Genomic DNA, 19,854 nt, shown 5'->3' on the forward strand with positions numbered 1-19,854 from the left:
TTTTATGATTACTTTAAAAAATCTAATAGATAAAGTAGACTTTGACTTGGTATGGAAAGAATATATTGTTTTTTACCCTGATACAGTAAATTTAAGAGAAAAATACTTACAGATATTTAATTACCTTTTGTATAAAGAACCTAAAGAAAATATGGAAGAGATGATTATTCATATTGATAGACAAGATTATGAAGAATTTGATGATGAAGAAGATTGTCGGTTAGAATTAGGTGACAAAGAAATAGAGGATATAGAATATCGTGTGCATGGAAAGAACAACTCTAAAGAATGGAGTGGTTATTGGGATATATCCGCTGGAGATTGGGGTAGTTGGCTTGGATACTACATACATGATAAGGTCATTAAAATTTTAAGCACTGAACAAATTGTTGCATTATGCTTATATGAAATGACTTGGCAGGGGCTATCGGAAAATGAAGTTATTAATTGGGCAAATAATATTGATGGAAATTTAGAGAACTAAATCTAAGCTATGTTAGGCCACAGTCTTATTTTTAAAAAAGTTAATTTCTTCAATTCTTATTTTGTGTAGTAGTGGCAAAATGTTGTGATAAAGGGAACCATTAAAGAAAGGACATTTTAATATGAATGTAGGTTACAGGGAACTTTTTAAGAACATTGAATTAAGAACTGATATTGGTATAGGTTTAGAAACTTTGACAAAAAAGATTTTAGAGACTACTGTGCGTGACCTGATTAGCGATAAAAAAATAATAGAGCATTTGTTGGAATATCGCTCAACATATTCTGTTTCACTAAACAAAAAGCTGGGAGAACTTAATAGGATAGAAATATATGAATATTTAAGAGAATTTATATTGTTAGAATATATGATTCCTTTAATATCACGTTATATAGAATTATGGCCATTAATGCCAGGTCCATTTTTTTATGGTGAATTTTTATTTATAATTTTTCGGATTGATGAAAACTTTTGGAATGGACATAGACATTGGTATTCTTTCTTTATTGATATAGCAAAAGATGTTTTGAATAATTGCGAAACAGAAGAATTAGATGAAAGAGTTAGAAAACTAATAATCTCAGTGTGTGAATCATATTAAGGTGAATACATTGTACACATTTCTGAGTCAGGTAAATTTTTTGTTAGTGATTAAATTCAAATTTATTGTGAACTATATCATGGAAATTTGGATCGAAAGAACTCTCAAAGATATTTGTAAATACAAAATGTTCTTTTCTTGCGAAGCTATAGGGAAATATGAGCAATTAAATGAAGTGAAGGAAAAATGATATTTAAAGAATACAAAAGGAATTGTATTATAAGCAATTTGTTGATTTTTATTCATCTACCACCTAAGGGGATAGGAGAATTCTATACATTAGGTTAAATTATGGAGGTTAGGACTATATTGGATACAGTTTATATTGATATCAGACATTGGTTATTTTGGTATGGGAATTATGGATTTTGTAAAAATAGTTGTAATGATGAAATTACAATCTATCAGGATAAAGATAAAACAAAATTCTTGGGCTATTTTGAAATTACTACACATTGTAGTCTTGAGTATCTTATAAATAATGAAGAAGATAATTTAGAAGCTGAACAGCCAGAATTTTATAAAGAAATAATAGAATTCTTGAATAGTGACAACAAAATTCATTATACATATATTTATCCACGAGATGAAGAGGATATTAGCCATCAAGTGAAGCATAATGCTCCAGTTAACAGTAAAGGGTACAAGCCTATATATATTGAAATGTGGTCAAAACTATCAGATCACTGGGATGAAAATGAAATAAAAAAATGTGTTAAAATTCTTGGTGAAAAGTTTTTTAACAAGGAAATAATAAAGGTGGAAATATTAGATATACCAACATATGAAGAGACAGAGATAGCATTCAATGAAAACTATAAACCTTATATAAAATATAATCAATTATAGTTAGGGTAGCCAAGCTCAGCTAAGGCTTCACAATTGAAAAAATTACAGGAGGCCATTCTCCAGAGGAAATTAATATCTTAAAAGAAATAGCAGAATTTTTAAATGCAAGAGTCCAAGGAGATGAAGGAGAATTTTATTAATTTATATTGGAGGTTATAAAAATGCGTAATATCTTTTTCCATGAAGATGACTACTGCCAAATAGAGATTCTTCCAAAAGAAAATTATAATTATTGTCTTTCTCAATGCGGCAATATTGAAGATTTTGCCAATGATCATATGGATGTAAATGGGCTTGGATATACAGACATTTATATTAGGGAAAATAATGCAATTTTGTTATCAACCCTAACTTTGACAAAGGACTACTTAAAGAAATGTATGGAGAATATATTCCCAAAATTTGATAAAGTAGAAACGGGATATAGCAGTTATTGTATTGAGGATAAAAATACTTGTGCATATGGATTTAACGAAAATGTTATTGCATTCTTCGATTATGATGAAAATGATATAGTACAGAATATTTGGTTAATACTTAATATATATGAAAAAAATGATATTAAAAGTGCTGAAAAGTTATTACATAAGTTATCTGAAACTTCGGATCTACTGCTTGTAGATTGGGGTTGGAGTGAAGTATATCTTTTGACAGATACTGAATCTATAGGTCAATATTTAGGAAGACGTGAAAACATATTTAATTCATAATATAATAGTAAGAAATCTATTAGTTTGAACTATTATACTATTGGTCATTATGAAAATATGGATGAAATGTATAATAACCTTGAACTAAATAAGAAGAAAGCTGATATTAAGGGAATAATTGAACATAAAAATAAAACATGGAAAATATATAGTTGAGGTGTGAATTATGATAAAACCAATTGTAAAAGATGTATTGTTTTTAGGACAAAAATCAGAAAAGGCAACTAAAAATGATATGGCAGCAGTTGATGATTTAATGGATACATTAAGAGCAAACTTACAGAATTGTGTTGGATTGGCTGGTAATATGATTGGAGTAAAAAAGCGTATATTGGTATTTGCTGTAGCAAACCTTATTGTGCCTATGATAAATCCAGTTATATTAAAAAAGGAAAAACCTTATGAAACAGAAGAGAGTTGTTTATCTTTAATTGGTGTTAGAAAAACAAAAAGATATGAAATGATAGAGGTGGAGTATCTTGATAGAAATTTTAAGAACCAAAAGCAAGTGTTTACTGGATTTACAGCACAAATAATTCAACATGAAATGGATCATTTTGAAGGTATAATAATCTAATTATATATTATTTAACTTTAATCAAAAAACAAAGAGTGGATTACAAACCAATATATGGTGTAATTCACTCCTTTTTTAAATATTTATTTTCAAAAAACACAACGCTTGCAGTATTATTTTTTTAGTTCTGGATGATTTGGGCTTTCTATTCAAAATTTACGGATAAATTTTGAATGGAATAAGCCGATAGTTTTAAATAATAAGTCGTGCAGTTCTCAAAATTCATCTTTTGTCATAAACATCACCTTTCAGATAGTAAGAATACTTAAGGTAAAAATTCTAACTAAGTTTTATGCTATTAGTTTCTATTTGTCAAGATACCAACATGTATATCAGGTAATCGTACAAGACCTATTTCTTTGAACCATATATTAGGAAGTTCCATATACAGCAAAAAAAATGCATTCAAAAAATATATTGACATGTAATATAAAAAAGAATAAAATGAATTTGAATTCAAATTCAATAAAGTTTATGCGGGGAGAGAAATATAATGAATGATACTAGTTCTAGCAAAAGTTCTTTAAAAAGAAAGAATATTCTTGAAGCAGCTGCAAAAATTTTTTCAGAAAAAGGATACATTGAAACTTCTATAAAAAACATAACAGATGAAGCTAATGTAGCAGTAGGAACCTTTTATAATTATTTTAATGATAAAGAAGAGGTTTTGGAGCAAATTTATGAAGAAATTTCTAATATGAGTTTGAAGGCAGCTTCTGAAGTTTCTATGAATAAGGATGATAGCATTTCTCAAAAGTTTACTTTGGCAATGGCATATGTAATTAACATATACGCAAAAAATAAAAATTTATCGAAGATATTATTTGTGAGGTCTATGGGAATAAATGAAGCGTTTGAAAAGAAGCGTTGGGAGATATTAGATAGAACAAATGTATATTTAAGGCAGATATTAGAACATTTAAAAAAACAGCATTCCTTAAATATTCATGATGTTAATGTAACTTCGGTTTTACTTACACAAAGTATATTTGGTGTTATTACATATTGGCTTAATGAAAAGTTTACTAGTGATTTGAAAGATATAATATTTTCCTTGTGTACATATCATCTAAAAGCACTTAACATTGATTTTACATATGAAGAGATAAATAAATGTATAAATGAAATAGAAATATGAGAGCATGAAACAACCTGATAAAGCAAATGAAAAGAAAAATAGCTTTTGACATTTGAAACAATTAATAATTTTATTAAATTTAAGGAGATGGATGTTATGAAAGAATATAGAAGTAAAGAGATTTATGGTGATTTTTATGAAAATGAAGGGAAACCGTTAGTTGTTATTATAACAGGAAGTTTACCTGGACTTCCACCTGTAAGTGAAAAATTAATGGATTATTTAATGCCTGATTATAATGTTTTACGATTAGCATATTATGGAGTTCCTGGACTTTCTGAATCTCTAGAGAATGTTCCATTAGAATACTTTATAAATGCTGCTAATTTTATTAAAAAAAATTATAAAGTAGCTGATAATAAGGTGATTTTTATTGGATCTTCTAAAGGTGGAGAAGCGGCATTATTATTAACTAAGTACATGGAGTCAGCAGTTACTATTGCTTGCGTAGCTAGCTCCTATGTATTTCAAGGGTTACCAAAGGATCTTTACAGCATGTCACAGGTACCGCCTAAATCTTCATGGTCTTTTAATAATAAGGAGCTGACATACATTAAGTTTGAATTTAATGAAGATGATATTGAAGATACAAAGAATAAATATTTTTGTAAAATTCATGAAAAATCTATAGAGAAAAACTTTAATCAAGAAGCATTGATAAATATTGATAACTATAAAGGAAAGATATTTCTTCTTTCTTCGGAAAATGATAGGTACTGGCCAAGTAAAAAAATGAGTAATATGCTAGTTCAAAATAGTAAGAACAAAAATAATATAAAACATGTTTGTTTAAATTTAGAGGGGCATGGTTTTTTGACTTACGATGAGTCAGTTAATGAGATGATTCATTATTTAGAAGAAATAAAACAAGCATAGAAGTTAACCAGCATGAAGAAAATGTACAACGTGATGTTAGATTTGGTATTGAATAAGGTTTGGAAAGTTTACTCACCTGTTTTAAATCCCAACAATAGAATACTTGACAGAAATGGTGAGCTTTTTCTTTTGCATAAGCTTAGAAGCATTTATGGTGAAGCGTATCACAAGTGACGTAGATTTTTGTTAAAATCGTTGATTTCATAAATAATGAGAAAGGAGAATTCTCAATGCTAGAGGTTCTCTTTTTTTATTATATTTAAATATAACCTATTAAATTATTGACAAAATAATACTTAACATATAAAATTAAATATATCTTAAAGATACATCTTTAAGATATATTAAGGCGAGGAGAATGTAATTATGAAAAACTCAGGTAATAAAACTAAATATCTTATTCTTGGATTATTAAGTGAAGAACCTTTATCAGGTTATGAAATAAAAAAAATCGTAGATACTCGATTTTCATTCTTTTGGAATGAAAGTTTTGGACAAATATATCCTCAATTAAAAAAACTTAATGAAGAGGGATTAATAGAGGAAGTGGACTTGAAGGAAGCAGAAAATAATAAGGCAAGTAAAAAATATTTTATAACAGATAGTGGAATTCAGGAATTAAAACAATGGCTAGAACAACCAGTAGAAAAGGAAGTAGTTAGGTATGAAATTTTACTTAAAATGTATTTTTCAAATATTGTCTCACCAGAAATCATGTTAGAACATATAAAGGAGTTTCAAATATCGCATAGGCAACAACAGAAGGTTTTTGAAAAATTTCAATTTCAACTAGAACAATATAAGGATGTACATGAAAATCATGAGGATATATTAATGGTACTTTTATTTGGGCAAAAGGTATGGGAAGCCTATGATAGTTGGTGCGAGGAAGTAAGTTCAGTGCTAGAAAAAAGAAAAGGAAGGAAGGAAAAGAAATGAAGGGAGGATTAGAACTATATTATTTTTCAGGTACAGGAAATACAAAATTTATAGTTGAGTATATTGTAAATAGATTAAGTGATAGAAAAGTTAATGTAGAGACATATCGTATAGAGAACGGATTTAAAAAAATCAAAAAAGAGAATGCTAAGATGTTTGTTTTCCCAATAAACTCACAAGCAACATGCCCGTTTATATGGAAGCATTTAAAGAGATTACCTGAGGGTACTGGAGAAAAGATATTTATTCTTATAACTCTTAATGAATCTGCTGCAATAGAAAAGCCTTTATATAAATTACTTAAGAAGAAAGGGTATAATCCTGTGTATTATAATGAAATCAGTATGCCTAATAACATGGTTAATGGAGCTATTAATACTGAAAATGACAAGATAAGGGTTAAAAAAGCTTTGGAGAAGTGTGATGTAATTGTTGACGATATTATTAGTAGTAACTCAAAATGGATATCAGAATTTAAAGGATCTAAAATGGTTTCATTTCTATCGAGGCATACTAGTCTTACATGGTTTTTTATGAGGCTAATATTTAAATTAGAAGTAAATAAAAAAAAATGTGTAAATTGTGGGCTTTGTGAAAAACAGTGTCCAGTACATAATATAAAATTAAACAAAGGGCTTAAGCATAATAGAAAATGTGAATTTTGCATGAGATGTATAGCTTCATGTCCAAACAAAGCCATCTATATTAAAGGTAAAGAAAATTTCATTATAAAAAAGATGGAATATGAACAAAGCCACCTTTAAAATCTAAAACGTAAGTATGATAACTCTTTTTATGTATGACTAATATATTAAAATGGTCTATTCACCGTAACAATAGATTACAAACGAAGATTAGTTATACTACTCTTAGGTATAAAATTGCTTTAATTTTAAAGGAGGGGTTAATAAATGAAGATTAGTTTTTCATGGAGTGCATTGATTATAATCATGCTAGTTATGATACCTAATATTATTTATTTTATAATGCCATCAACTGATATTACTGAAAGTTTAGGAAGCAGGATAAAGTTAATTGAGAGTATTGAAAATATAAGCAGAATTATTTCTTTTATCTTATTGCTTTTTCTATCTAAGAATCAAAATCCAAACTTAAAAAGTCCTTTGGTGGTTACGATGTTTATTTTTCTCGCGTTATATTTTATACTATGGGGACGGTACTTTTATGAGGGAAGTTCTTACGGTACACTTGGCAAAAGTTTTTTAGGTATTCCTGCTCCTATGGTAATTTTTCCTGTATGCTATTTTATTTGTGCAGCATTTTGGCTTGACTGTTTTCCAGCAGTGATAACATTGATAGTTTTTGGAGTATTCCATGCTATTTCTGTTATGTAAATGTTTGGAGGATTTTATTAGGTAGTAGTATGAAGAAATTTCTAATAAATCACCTTGGAAAAGAGCAAGAATGCACGGAGGCAGCCGCCATGCATCATCCAAGACAAAGTTTCCTTAATACCTGGTAAAATGCTGATTTCTGATGAGGTTCTGCTAAAAAATACTAAGTGAAAAAATCTACGTTATACCATTTACGGAGAAGCGTATCATAAATAAGTGAGGCTTATAGACTTAAGTATTGATATAACTTGCTTATAGATGTGAACTTTTTAATATGTCTGGCAAGAGTTTTAGACTGGAACATAGAGAGTCTATATTTTAGAAAAGTAACTGGAAGAAATTAAGGAAAATTATTTGCCGAAATTTCTCCAAAAGTACTTGCCAGTTACAGATGTTTTATTTTATCCGATGGCTATCATAGCTTACCTAAATCATACTGTTTTTGCTCAATTATTCTAACACTTCATCAGAAATATTCGGAGTTTTCATTCTTTCTTCAAACCCATCCATTGGAACACCATCATAACTATATAGCTTTTTTAAAAGTTGCCATAGTGTTTCCAATTCTTCTTTCTTAAAATCTTTAAATATATCAACCATAAAATTTTTCTTAGCATCCTTTCCATTTTTTGAAAGAGAACGGATTCCTGCTTCTGTAAACACTACATTAACCGCTCTTTTATCCTTTTCTGATGGCATTACTGAAATATATTTTTTTTTCTCAAGGCTTTTGATAATCCTTGCTGCATTCTGTTTAGTCGTGCCCAATTTATCTGCTATATTTATGATTGTAGCATCACCTTCAGGTATATGAAGTATTGCTATGAGTGTCATAAACTGCTTGCTTGTTAGATCATCGGAGTAACTGTCACCTGCAGTTTGAAGTTTGTTTGAAACCGCCATGAGACTAGCATATGTCTGATCCATTATAAACTGTAGTTCGTTAAAATCCTTGTTATCCAATTTCAATCCTCCCAATTAATATAGTTAATAAAAATATTATATCACATATAGACAAGGGGTTGACAAAATGTTTTTAAAGGCATATATTGATTTTAGACAACGCATTGACTAAAATTAAAAAAGATTTTTAAGGAGAATAAAAATGAAATTTATAACTATTATGGGAAGTCCAAAGAAAAACGGAAAAACTGCTTTTACACTGTCACTATTCGAAGAGCGTATGAGAAAAGCTGGACATGAAATTGAGAGAATTAATGCCATCGATATAAACATTAACAACTGCCAAGAATGTTATGCCTGCAGACGTAAAAGTTTAGAACATGGCTGTCCTCAAAAGGATGATTGGGATATGTTAACTAAGAAACTAATTGCTGCAGATGGTGTAATATATGCAACACCGCTTTTCTGCTATGGTGTAGCTGGTCAAATTAAACCAATTATGGACAGAAACTTCAGTCTAATGAATAAGGATCTGTTAAAGGGAAAACTTTCAGCACTGCTAGTTACTTGTGGAGGTGAAGAAGCTAATAATGCAGATTGTATTCAAACAATATTCAGACGTGCTTTTGATATAAATGAAGGGGATAAATTCAAAACTACCGTTGTTGGGACCTACGTTGCGGAATCAAGCGTAAAACCTGACTTTGAAAAAAGAGCAGAAGTAGTTGCCGAAAAAATGTTCAACGACTTTAACTGTGCTATTCAAAGCAAATAATTATAGGGAGGTTAATACAATATGAGTATATTATTTAAAGATGACCAATTTGATTTTCAGGTATTAAGATTACTTGGTGAAACAGTCTATTGTGCAGCTGATATAGGAGAAGTTGTCTCTACAAGCAATAGGATAACAGAAGGTGATTATGACAGCTGGTGTGATGAATGGACTAAAACGGCCGAAAGATTACACAGTATAGGTAACAAAGCCTTCAGGGAGGGTCATTTAGTAAGTGCTAGAAAGGCATATCTTCGTGCTTCTAACTATTACCGTACTGCAGAATTTTTCCTTCATGAAAATCCAAATTCAGAAAAAATTGAAAAGTTATTTAACGCAAGTACAGAATGCTTTTCAAAGGTTATGGAACTTAATAAACCAGTAATTAAGTCTGTTATGGTACCGTATGAAGGTACAACTCTGCCTGCCCATTATTATCAGTTAAATGATACAAATGAACCAAAGCCAGTTTTGATACTTTTAACAGGATTTGACGGTACAAAGGAAGAATTCTATGGATTAGCAATGACAGCCCTTGAACACGGAATGAACTGTCTTGCCATAGAAGGTCCTGGACAAGGTGAAGTTGTTAAAAAGCAGCATTTATATTTCAGATATGACTATGAAGCTATTGTCACCCCTGCTGTAGATTACATCCTTGCAAATGAAGAAGTAGATCCAGAAAAGATAGTTTTATGGGGTGAAAGCTTTGGAGGATACCTGGCACCACGAGCAGCAGCCTTTGAACATCGTCTTGCTGCATGTATAGCAAACAGCGGAATCTACGATTTTTTTGGAGGCGGAATAAAGGGTCTTGGTTTAACAAGAGAACAGATGCTTACTATTGCTGAAAAGGATCCTGAAATTCTTAATAATAAGTTGTATGATGCTTCGAAAAAAAGTTCTGAATTCCGGTGGAAAATATATCAGGGTATGTATGTATTCGGATGCAGCACTCCAGCCGAATTTGTTATAGCTGCAGAAAAATATGTAATGAAAGGCATTGCAGAAAATATAAAATGTCCGACACTAGTTGTTGATACCGATGATGACGGACTTATTGATTCACAGGCTAAGCCTCTTTATGATGTTCTCACTTGCAGAAAAGATTATATGCTCTTTACAGGCAAAGAAGGTGCAGGTGCACACTGCCAGTGTGGTGCAAAACTTATTGGCAACGAGAGAATTTTCAGCTGGATAGAAGATATTCTTTCCGGAAAGTAATTTGCTCTCTAGACCTTGTTCAATATAAAAAGGTTTTGTAATTTCAAAGTTAAAAATCCTCCTATATTAATTCTTATTTTAAATTTAGCAAGCTCAGGCAAGCTTTAGCAAATGCCCCTAGGGGTTTGTGGAAAATAATAGCGAATTTTCTGCGCGTATAAATATCCCCAAGGGACGTAAACGAATTGTTAACAGTTTGGTTTTGATAAATGTGATATTATATATCAGTGTGAACTACCACCATATATGGAAACTGATGGGTTTAAAGGCTGGCAATCTTTTACCTAGTAGAGCATGAAAGAGTTTCACACAAAAACGCTAAAATTTAAAATTATATAAAAAGGAGAAAATTATGCTTAAACATAAAAAAGAAGGTCTTGAAGTCATAAAATTTAGCCTACATATATTGGCATTTATATTATTTGCAATGGGAGCTGTTGCATTAATGCTTGGAATGCTGCATTTACCAAATATTATACCAAAATTTTTCCCGGAAAGCAGACTAGGACATGCTTATTCAGTGTTATATCCTACATACTTGTGTTTAGAAATTTTAATAGTAGGAGGAATATTGATTTCTTTATTACTTGGAGTAGTTAACTTTATTTGGTGGAAGAAAATGATCAAGTTGGTACCAGGTTCTAAATTGATGTTTGCGAAGTTGGCTGTTGTGACCTTTATAGTTCCCAATATAATTATATTTCCTATGATACTTTCAAATGATGTACAGGAGCCTTTTAATAACATTAGAGCAGATATGAAAAATTATAAATCAGGTAATGTAAAGACATATTATGGACCATTAAAGCCATCAAAAAAAGAAATTATGCAGGGACCATATTATAGTGAAAAGCAGTATGATAACTACTTTACGCAAAGGTGGAAGATTAAAGAAGAAGATTCAAAAAGTCCTTCTTGGATTAGAAGTTCCTTGGGAATTGTAAATGAATTTAATCCTAAAGAAGATGAAGAGTATAAGGTAACCTATTTACCAGAAACATTAGTTATTTGTGATATACAACCTATTGATAAGAGGAATGCTAATAAGAAGTCTATGGATCTTCAAAAATAGCAAATTTGCTGCAATCATATAAGAACAACAAGGTGATGAGTATGACTCTACACGGTACATACCACTGAATTGTTAATTTGAATCCCTTATAAATCAAGCTTTTTAAATAAGCCCACTGATAGCTTTTTATCAGTGGGCTTGTTAATTTACTCTGGGAATGTGGGCCCATAAGTGCTACTATGTTACCATTATACTATTTTGTATATAAAAAAGACTCTCTAAAATTAGGAATATTAGTGCACTGCTTAGCTCAATTTACAGAGGTGGTGTCATATATAACACTATTAATATAATAGAAATTAGAATTATAATTGCAATTCAAATGCAAACATTTGAAAAATGGACAAGGCCTTTATCCAAATTTATAGAAACAAATACTGTTCCAGTTTTTGTAAGGGGTCTGACCCCTTATAAAGATTGGAAGTGAAACGAGCAATCTTTGTTGCTAATGGCATTTTTTAGAAATATTTAATTTATTAACTGAAACAAATTTAACAAAGTAATTTCATTATTAAAAAAAGCTTGTTTTATATTGAATAGCATTGACTTTACTATACTAAAAGCTTTATATTCACTCAATTGCTTGCTATATTCATAATAAACATCATCCCTATAGGTAAATACAACAACAGTACTTAAAAGTACAGCTATGAATTTACCATATAAATGACAGTTAAATCTTTCAATTTTAACAGGTTTTGAAAGATGTATTTGAAAAATAGATTTCCATATTTTAAACATTATTTCAACCTGCCAACGCAGTGAATAGATTTCATGTATTATTTCAGTACTCAATATATGAGCTGGAGCATTTGTAACATATCTAATTATGTTCACCTTATCTACGTATTGTTATGAGGTATAGTTTATATTATTTTTTATTTGTTTGGGACATAATCATAAATGGTATACCAAGGCGTTATCACAAATGAATCAGAAATTTTATTTTTAAAGAATTGACAAAAGTAATTATTACGAGTACAATCAAAGATAAATACAGTCTGTAATATCTTTGAGGAGGGATTACATTGAAATATTCAAAAGCGACTAACTATGCACTTCATATTGTTTTATATATGATTAAGTATGATAAGAATGATAATTTGAGTTTACAGCCATTAGCAAACAACTTCAATATATCTGCTACATATCTTTCGAAGATTTTAACGCAGTTAGTAAAGGCTGGAATAATCCAGTCAACTTCAGGAGTGAATGGTGGTTATTCCCTTCGTAAAAAGAAGGATGATATTTCATTCCTAGATATAATTAAAGCAACTGAAGGAACTGGAGCACTATTCAGCTGTGACTTACAAGAAGATGATGATTGTCCTATAGTTAAAGTAATGGCAGAAGCAGAAAATGTGATGGAGAAGTATCTTGAAAATAAAAAGCTTTATGAAGTGATTGGAACAGAAGAGCCCATATAATAGATAAAATTTAATATTTTTATCTATTATATGTTTTATAGTTATTCACACTATAATTACAGATATTAAATATCTTTAATACATTTGATGTATTTAATATATTTAATATCTGTAATATATATAAAAAGAAAGTTGTAATCAAGCAAAATTTAAAAACTTTCAAAGAATAGGAGTATAAGCATGGAAAAACATCAACACAATCTGAAAGAAGCACAAGCTTTAGAAAGAAAAATTAAATTTTTAGACGGGCTTGAAAGAAGAAAGGATTTTCCGCCTGAAGAGGTATTTCAAATGCTTTCTATAAAAAAAACTGATAATATTCCACTACCAGCTGATTCAATTGATATTATACTTGCTTCTTTGGTTTTACATGAAATAAAGCCTTTATCTACTACTTTACAGCAAATTAAACGTGTGCTGAAAGATGGCGGACAATTTATGTGTTTGGAATATGAAAAAGACGAAAGCACTATAGAGGGCCCTCCGATGCAAATCAGAGTTCCTTCGTCGGTAATGGAACAAGAATTAGAAAATGCTGGATTGAATATAACACAAAAAATATTTTTGAGAAAAAAAATATATATAATTACTGCCCAAAAATAAGATATGCAATAACTATTTAAACATGTGGGATATAGTACTCATATGCAAATTGTATGAGTATTTCAAAAAATATAAGTTTTTATATGGAGGTATTTATGATAACAAATAATAATCTACTTGGAACAGAATCTATTGGTAAACTTCTCCTTAAATTTTCACTGCCGGCAATTGTTGGCATGATGGTAAACGGGCTTTATAATGTCGTAGATCGTTTCTTTATTGGAAAGCTTGGTGCGTTGGCTATGACTGGAATCGGCATCAATTTTCCGTTTATGACATTGATTATGGCATTTAGTTCACTTGTTGGAGTTGGTGCTGCAGCTACTATTTCCATACGACTTGGTGAAAACAGAAAAAGTGATGCCGAGAAAACTTTAGGCAATGCCTTTGCATTACTCGCAATAATTATGATACTTGTTTCTATCATTGGCTTAAGTTTTAAGACACATTTGCTTTATTTGTTTGGGGCAAGTGAAGCTACAATTGGCTATGCATCAGAGTATATAACGATTATTTTATGTGGAACAGTTTTCCAGGGGATTGGCCTAGGCCTCAATAATGTTATCAATGCTGAAGGCAATCCTAGAAAAGCGATGTTTACAATGTTAATTGGAGCAATTATCAATATTATTTTAAATCCAATTTTAGTTTTTTCATTGAATATGGGAGTTAGTGGTTCAGCGCTAGCAACAGTCATTTCACAGTTTGTTTCATCCATCTGGGTTATTAGTCATTTTATCGTAGGAAAAAGTAATTTAAAGCTTAAGCGTGAAAATTTAAAACTTAATTTACAGATTATTAATGGTATCATCAGTATTGGAATGACTCCGTTTTTCGCTCAGATTGCTGCAACTATTGAGGCCATCATTTCAAATAGTGCATTAAGAACAAATGGAGGGGATATCGCAATAAGCGCAATGACGGTAATCAACTCAATAATAATCCTCTTGTTCATGCCACTAATGGGAATTACGCAAGGTGCACAACCGATCCTTGGTTTCAACTATGGAGCAAAACAATTTAAGCGAGTTAAGGAAACACTAAAAGTGGCAATAATCGCTGCAACAACACTTTGTATAATTACATTTAGCTTGACTCAAATTTTCCCTGTGATCCTTATTAAAATATTTAATAAGGATCCCGAGTTGATTCGTATTGCTAGCCACGGATTGCGAGTTTTTCTATTGATGACACCAATTATCGGTGTTCAAATAGTGTCTTCAAATTACTTTCAGGCAATCGGTAAGGCAAAAAGCGCATTGATTTTAAGTATGCTTAGGCAAGTTATTATATTAATCCCAATGCTGCTAATCTTGCCAAATTTCTTTGGGTTAGAGGGTGTATGGATGGCTGGCCCAATTGCAGATTTCATGGCATCGGTAATTACTGCTATTTTGTTGTATAAAGAGATGCGTCTCCTTGCAATAACTGAGCCTTAAGTAGATTTTATATGTTTATAAAAATAATATATAAATGTAATATAGAAGAACTGGATTGGGGAACATAACTTATTGCAAGGAAGGCATATAAGAATTACTTGAATTTAGAATTAATGTCAAGCAAGGTAGCATCTCAATTAAGCTCATGGTTCAGTAACTGACATGCCTTTTCATGTCTAAATAAAGAATTTTGTAAAGAAAAACATTTATAATTTTTATATATTTTAGGTGTTAATTATAAAACGAAAGGATGGTAAAAATGTCAAATGCATTATTTATAACTATGTCTGGTACAGGGCGCGTTAACCCTACTATATTTCTAGTCGAAGAATTGATTGCTAGAGGAGAAAAGGTGACTTATATTTCTAGTGAGGAATTTAGAGAAAAAATAGAAAAGACAGGAGCTAAATTTAAAGGAATCAAGAATTTATCAAATTCGAAAGATAGTAAGGTGCCCATGGTGCCAATTAATATTTTTCAAGAAATACTTGAACTTGTATTTAATGCAAAGGAAAAATTCGATTATATTATTTACGATTCAAATTTTATTATAGGTAATGAAGTAGGCAGAGTATTAAAAATACCTACAATTTGTTCTATTACAACTTTTGCTGCCAACGAAAGTATAGATGTTTTTGATATATTTAGGTATATACGCCCTAACATAGAGAAGCTTTCAACTAATTCAGTTTACATGGATTTTGTTAAGAATTTACAAGAAAAATATGATATAAAATTCCCTAGTATGCTGATGGCAGCTGCTGGTACAGGCATGCTTAAAGTTGTATATACTTCTAAATATTTCCAAATTTGTGGTGAAAACTTTGATGAAAGCTATAAGTTCATTGGGCCATCAATAGGAGATAGAAATGAAGATGGGAGTCTTTCTTTAGAAATTGATGATAAGAAGAAAGTTATTTATATATCTTTAGGTACTATATTTAATAAGTCTATTGAGTTCTATGAAAATTGCTTTAAAGCTTTTGATAATATGGATGATGTACAAATTATCATGTCTATAGGTAAAAATATAGATGTTAACACATTTAAATCTATTCCATCGAATTTTATTGTTCGAAATTATGTATCTCAACTTGAGATTTTAAAACAAGCAGATGTGTTTATCACTCATGCTGGTATGAACAGTACAAATGAAGGTTTGTATTATGATGTTCCATTGGTTCTTATTCCTCAATCTGGAGATCAGCCTTTTGTAGCAAAGAGAGTAGCACAACTCGGTGCTGGTATTATTATTGAAAAAGATAAAGTTACCCCCGAGATATTGAAGGAATCAGTAGTTAAGATTCTTTCAGACAATAATTTTAGAATAAACAGTAAAAAGATTGGAAAATCACTCAAAGAAGCTGGCGGCTTTAAAAAGGGGGTAGATGAAATACTTAATTTATGTGATATGAATAAGTAGCTAGCTGCAATGAATAATAAATTATAGCTTTTAATTTAATGCTGACCATTCACATTCGAGTAATATCAATAAGGGATAGAGCAAACTAAACCGACAATATTAGAAGCACTCGCTATAGAGTGTATTCTAGCATACTATTTATTTAAATCAATATTCAGTTTATCCATTAAATTCATATTGCAATATGCAAAAATATTTGATAACACATACCTATGCATAGCAACAAAAACTGTTCCAGTTTTTGTAAGGGGTCAGACCCCTTACAAAGATTGGAGGTGAAACGAGCAATCTTTGTTGCTAATAATTTTGGCCATTACTATTGACAATAAATGAATGATCGTTTATTATACAAATATAGATAGAGGTGGTCATATGAGAAAAAAAGATGATGAAAAAGAAAAAAGTATAAAAGAAGCAGTAATAAAACTAATACTTGAACAAGGTTTTCAGGGTACTTCTATTTCAAAAATTGCTAAAACGGCGGGGGTTTCTCCAGCAACGGTATATATATATTATGAAAACAAAGAAGCCATGCTGCAGGATATTTATCGTGAGTACTCAGAAGAAATTTTTAATTATCTTTTAAATAGAGTACATCAAGGAATGAAAGGACAACAACTTATAGAAACACTTGTGAGAAGTTATTACACTTATATTCAAGAACATGAAGAAATTTTTCACTTCGTAGATCAGTTTTCAAATTGTCCCTCATTAGCTTGTGGTTGTTCAGAAAGAAAAGGTATTTGCAACATTAATAATTTCATAGCTGAGTTGAAAAAAAGTCATATTATTAAAGATTATAATAATGATAATTTATTAGCAATTATATTTTATCCAGTAAAAGCAATTGCAATTAATAACAACAAAAGTGAAGCGGAAAAAGCAGAATTGCTCCAAGAGATGATTGAGATTATACAGGATGCTTTGCTAACATAAAAAAATTTAAAGCGAGATAATTTTATTAAATCTATTAGCACAAAATTATCTCGCTATAACTTAATAAATAATTAAACGAACGTTCATTTATAAAGACTCATAAAGGAAGGAAAAATATTATGATAAATTTAGAAAAAAACAATAAAGAAGGAATAGTTATTCCTATATCTGATACAGTTTTATTGCCAGGCGTAATTTTTATACTTAGAATAAGTAAGCTTAGCGAAGAGGAACTAAGAAATTTAGCAAGGGAAGATATTGCAAATATTGCATTACCCCTAAAGCAAAACTTTAATAAAAAAGAACTAAAAGAAGAGGATTTTTACAAGGTAGGTGTTTCCTTTAAAGTTGATGAAGTGGAGAAAATAGAAAAGGGATATCAGCTTAAGATTAAAGTTTTGGATAGAGTTGAAATGAGAACTCTTAGTATTGAAAATGATTTTATACATGCTGAATATGATGCTTCCCCTGATAATATTGATCTCAATGAAAAAAGCCAGGAAGAAATGCTAGGTTATATGAAAAAAGTTACCCATGAAATAGGTGAGAAATTCCAAGGGTCAGAGCAATACATGAAGGTAATTGAAGAGATAAAGGACTTAAATTCATTCGTTGTCCATTTATCTCAATTCATGCCAATATCAAAGGTTGAAAAGTATGATTTGCTTGAAACACAATCCTTGAAGGAGAGAAGCTTAAAGTTTATGGACTACCTTCTAAAACAAAAAGAAACCCTTGAATTACAGCTTCAGCTGGCAGAGAAAGTTTCTGAAAAAGCAAATAAACATTATAGAGAATCAATGCTTAGGGAACAATTAAAAGTTATTCAAGAGGAACTAAATGAAGGGAAGGGAGAAAGTGCTAAAAAGGATAAAGATTATTTAAGTAAAATTGAAGAAGCGCAGATGCCACCTGATATAAAGAATACTGCTCTTGATGAATTAGATAAATTGCAAGCTCAAAGTGCTAGTAGTTCAGATTATAATATTATACGTAATTACTTAGACCTATTAGTACAACTGCCTTGGAAAAAGAGTGAAGCAAAACCTATTAATTTAGGGGAAGCGAGGCGAATTTTAGATGATGAGCACTATGGACTATCCAAGGTTAAGGACAGAATAATACAGCATTTAGCTGTAATGCAGCTAAAGAAAGACAAGAAGGGTTCTATCCTATTACTTGTAGGACCTCCTGGAACAGGAAAGACAAGTCTAGGTAAAAGTATTGCAGAAGCTCTTGACAGAAAGTATATTCGTTTGAGTTTAGGTGGAATTAGAGATGAAGCAGAAATTAGAGGACATAGAAGAACTTACGTTGGAGCTATGCCAGGAAGAATTATTCAAAGCATAAAAAAAGCAGGAGAAAGTAATCCTGTTATGGTTTTAGATGAAGTCGATAAGCTAATGACTGGTTATAATGGAGATCCTGCTAGTGCATTACTTGAGGTACTTGATCCAGAACAGAACAACAGCTTTACAGATCATTATTTAGATCTACCTTATGATTTGTCAGAGGTTCTCTTTATTGCTACAGCTAATTCTCTTGAAAGTATTCCAGGCCCATTATTGGATAGAATGGAAGTCATTCAAATCTCCAGCTATACAATAAATGAAAAGTTCCATATTGGAAAAAATCATTTAGTTCCGGAAGTTTTTGAAGAGCATGGATTATCAGAGGAACAATTAGTTGTTGAGGATGATGTGTTACAAAAAATAATTAGTGATTACACTTTAGAAGCTGGAGTTAGGGGACTAAAAAAGCAATTGGCTGCCATAGCAAGAGTAACCTCCGAGAAAATAGTATCTAATAAAGTAGAATTACCTTATAAAGTTAAAATGGAGGAATTAGAGGACTTATTAGGAAGACAAGTTTCAAGACATGATAAGGCCGAGCTAGATAATCCACCAGGAGTTGTCACTGGACTCGCATGGACTCCCGTTGGAGGAGAAATACTTTTTATTGAAGCAACTGATATGTTAGGAAGTGGACAAGTTACATTAACTGGTAAATTAGGCGATGTGATGAAAGAATCAGCTAGAATCTCTTTAAGCTTATTAAAGTCAAGATTACCAATGAATTCAATTAATTTTAAGGAAAGAGATTTACACATTCATGTTCCATCAGGGTCAGTTCCTAAGGATGGTCCATCTGCGGGTATTACATTATTTACTGCCCTTGCCTCCTTAGTCACAGGCATTAAGGTGGATTCCAAAATTGCAATGACAGGAGAAATAACTTTAAGAGGTGCCGTATTGCCAATAGGTGGTTTAAAGGAAAAATTATTAGGAGCCCAAAGAGCTGGTATAACAAAAGTATTAATTCCAAAGGACAATGTAATTGACCTTAAAGACGTGCCGGAAGAAGTGAAGATGCAACTTACAATTATACCTGTAGATACTATAGAAGATGTACTTAAAGAAACTTTAGGAATTTCCTTACCTAGAATAGATCATATGTTCAATCAAAAGGTATCTGATGAGGTATCTTTCCAAGTATAGATAAATGTCGTAAATAGACATAGCC

Annotated in this window: 21 protein-coding genes; 19 read left to right on the forward strand and 2 right to left on the reverse strand. The window is 30.7% G+C overall.

Going from position 1 to position 19,854, the window contains the following annotated elements; all coding sequences use genetic code 11:
• Window positions 1-4 precede the first annotated feature (4 nt).
• The 10 genes from Q6H37_RS04275 (at window position 5) to Q6H37_RS04320 (ending at window position 7,529) form a co-directional block, all read left to right on the forward strand.
• On the forward strand, window positions 5-484 hold the full coding sequence (locus Q6H37_RS04275; protein WP_318739385.1) for a DUF6557 family protein: 480 nt from the start codon (window positions 5-7) through the stop codon (window positions 482-484).
• A 121-nt stretch (window positions 485-605) separates the two neighbouring features.
• Window positions 606-1,085, forward strand: coding sequence for a hypothetical protein (locus Q6H37_RS04280; protein ID WP_318739387.1), 480 nt, complete (start codon window positions 606-608; stop codon window positions 1,083-1,085).
• A gap of 309 nt (window positions 1,086-1,394) precedes the next feature.
• Window positions 1,395-1,934: a hypothetical protein gene (locus tag Q6H37_RS04285; RefSeq protein ID WP_318739389.1), complete on the forward strand. Its 540-nt coding sequence runs from the start codon at window positions 1,395-1,397 to the stop codon at window positions 1,932-1,934.
• Between the two features lie 161 nt (window positions 1,935-2,095).
• The gene (locus tag Q6H37_RS04290) at window positions 2,096-2,644 is read left to right on the forward strand and encodes a hypothetical protein (protein ID WP_318739391.1); all 549 of its coding nucleotides are present in this window, start codon (window positions 2,096-2,098) and stop codon (window positions 2,642-2,644) included.
• A 166-nt stretch (window positions 2,645-2,810) separates the two neighbouring features.
• Window positions 2,811-3,221 (forward strand): peptide deformylase, encoded by a 411-nt coding sequence (locus Q6H37_RS04295; RefSeq protein WP_318739393.1) that lies wholly within the window; start codon window positions 2,811-2,813, stop codon window positions 3,219-3,221.
• A gap of 493 nt (window positions 3,222-3,714) precedes the next feature.
• Complete coding sequence (locus tag Q6H37_RS04300) at window positions 3,715-4,359, forward strand: TetR/AcrR family transcriptional regulator (RefSeq protein ID WP_318739395.1); 645 nt, start codon at window positions 3,715-3,717, stop codon at window positions 4,357-4,359.
• 96 nt (window positions 4,360-4,455) lie between these two features.
• Entirely contained in the window at window positions 4,456-5,235 is a 780-nt protein-coding gene (locus Q6H37_RS04305) for an acyl-CoA thioester hydrolase/BAAT C-terminal domain-containing protein (protein ID WP_318739398.1), read from the forward strand.
• 366 nt (window positions 5,236-5,601) lie between these two features.
• Window positions 5,602-6,174: a PadR family transcriptional regulator gene (locus Q6H37_RS04310; RefSeq protein ID WP_318739400.1), complete on the forward strand. Its 573-nt coding sequence runs from the start codon at window positions 5,602-5,604 to the stop codon at window positions 6,172-6,174.
• The gene (locus Q6H37_RS04315) at window positions 6,171-6,938 is read left to right on the forward strand and encodes an EFR1 family ferrodoxin (protein WP_318739401.1); all 768 of its coding nucleotides are present in this window, start codon (window positions 6,171-6,173) and stop codon (window positions 6,936-6,938) included. Before Q6H37_RS04310 ends, Q6H37_RS04315 begins: the two co-directional genes overlap by 4 nt.
• Before the next feature lie 147 nt (window positions 6,939-7,085).
• Window positions 7,086-7,529, forward strand: coding sequence for a hypothetical protein (locus Q6H37_RS04320; RefSeq protein ID WP_318739403.1), 444 nt, complete (start codon window positions 7,086-7,088; stop codon window positions 7,527-7,529).
• Window positions 7,530-7,979: 450 nt separating this feature from the next.
• Here the strand turns inward: Q6H37_RS04320 and Q6H37_RS04325 are convergent, their stop codons facing one another.
• Complete coding sequence (locus Q6H37_RS04325; RefSeq protein ID WP_318739405.1) at window positions 7,980-8,492, reverse strand: MarR family winged helix-turn-helix transcriptional regulator; 513 nt, start codon at window positions 8,490-8,492, stop codon at window positions 7,980-7,982.
• A 142-nt stretch (window positions 8,493-8,634) separates the two neighbouring features.
• Here Q6H37_RS04325 and Q6H37_RS04330 point away from each other — a divergent pair, with 142 nt between their 5' ends.
• The 3 genes from Q6H37_RS04330 to Q6H37_RS04340 all read left to right on the forward strand — a co-directional run bounded on the left by Q6H37_RS04330 (window position 8,635) and on the right by Q6H37_RS04340 (window position 11,503).
• Window positions 8,635-9,207, forward strand: a complete 573-nt coding sequence (locus Q6H37_RS04330) for a flavodoxin family protein (protein ID WP_318739407.1) — start codon at window positions 8,635-8,637, stop codon at window positions 9,205-9,207.
• A 21-nt stretch (window positions 9,208-9,228) separates the two neighbouring features.
• Window positions 9,229-10,431 (forward strand): alpha/beta hydrolase family protein, encoded by a 1,203-nt coding sequence (locus tag Q6H37_RS04335; RefSeq protein ID WP_318739409.1) that lies wholly within the window; start codon window positions 9,229-9,231, stop codon window positions 10,429-10,431.
• A 352-nt stretch (window positions 10,432-10,783) separates the two neighbouring features.
• On the forward strand, window positions 10,784-11,503 hold the full coding sequence (locus Q6H37_RS04340) for a hypothetical protein (protein ID WP_318739411.1): 720 nt from the start codon (window positions 10,784-10,786) through the stop codon (window positions 11,501-11,503).
• A gap of 468 nt (window positions 11,504-11,971) precedes the next feature.
• On the opposite strand, the gene Q6H37_RS04345 is transcribed toward Q6H37_RS04340, so the two are convergent.
• Window positions 11,972-12,340, reverse strand: coding sequence for a transposase (locus tag Q6H37_RS04345; protein ID WP_318739414.1), 369 nt, complete (start codon window positions 12,338-12,340; stop codon window positions 11,972-11,974).
• A 191-nt stretch (window positions 12,341-12,531) separates the two neighbouring features.
• Between Q6H37_RS04345 and Q6H37_RS04350 the strand changes: the two genes are divergently transcribed.
• The 6 genes from Q6H37_RS04350 to lon all read left to right on the forward strand — a co-directional run bounded on the left by Q6H37_RS04350 (window position 12,532) and on the right by lon (window position 19,829).
• Window positions 12,532-12,930, forward strand: a complete 399-nt coding sequence (locus Q6H37_RS04350) for an Rrf2 family transcriptional regulator (RefSeq protein WP_318739416.1) — start codon at window positions 12,532-12,534, stop codon at window positions 12,928-12,930.
• Window positions 12,931-13,110: 180 nt separating this feature from the next.
• Window positions 13,111-13,533 carry a class I SAM-dependent methyltransferase gene (locus Q6H37_RS04355; protein WP_318739417.1) on the forward strand — a complete coding sequence of 141 codons (423 nt, stop codon included), beginning with the start codon at window positions 13,111-13,113 and terminating at the stop codon, window positions 13,531-13,533.
• Window positions 13,534-13,631: 98 nt separating this feature from the next.
• On the forward strand, window positions 13,632-14,972 hold the full coding sequence (locus Q6H37_RS04360; protein WP_412523928.1) for an MATE family efflux transporter: 1,341 nt from the start codon (window positions 13,632-13,634) through the stop codon (window positions 14,970-14,972).
• A 259-nt stretch (window positions 14,973-15,231) separates the two neighbouring features.
• On the forward strand, window positions 15,232-16,395 hold the full coding sequence (locus Q6H37_RS04365; RefSeq protein WP_318739421.1) for a macrolide family glycosyltransferase: 1,164 nt from the start codon (window positions 15,232-15,234) through the stop codon (window positions 16,393-16,395).
• A gap of 372 nt (window positions 16,396-16,767) precedes the next feature.
• Window positions 16,768-17,331 (forward strand): TetR/AcrR family transcriptional regulator, encoded by a 564-nt coding sequence (locus Q6H37_RS04370; protein ID WP_318739423.1) that lies wholly within the window; start codon window positions 16,768-16,770, stop codon window positions 17,329-17,331.
• Window positions 17,332-17,450: 119 nt separating this feature from the next.
• Window positions 17,451-19,829 (forward strand): endopeptidase La, encoded by a 2,379-nt coding sequence (lon, locus tag Q6H37_RS04375; RefSeq protein ID WP_318739425.1) that lies wholly within the window; start codon window positions 17,451-17,453, stop codon window positions 19,827-19,829.
• The last annotated feature ends 25 nt before the right edge of the window (window positions 19,830-19,854 follow it).

It is taken from the genome of Clostridium sp. JS66, from assembly GCF_033561535.1.
Classification (GTDB): domain Bacteria; phylum Bacillota; class Clostridia; order Clostridiales; family Clostridiaceae; genus Clostridium_AM; species Clostridium_AM carboxidivorans.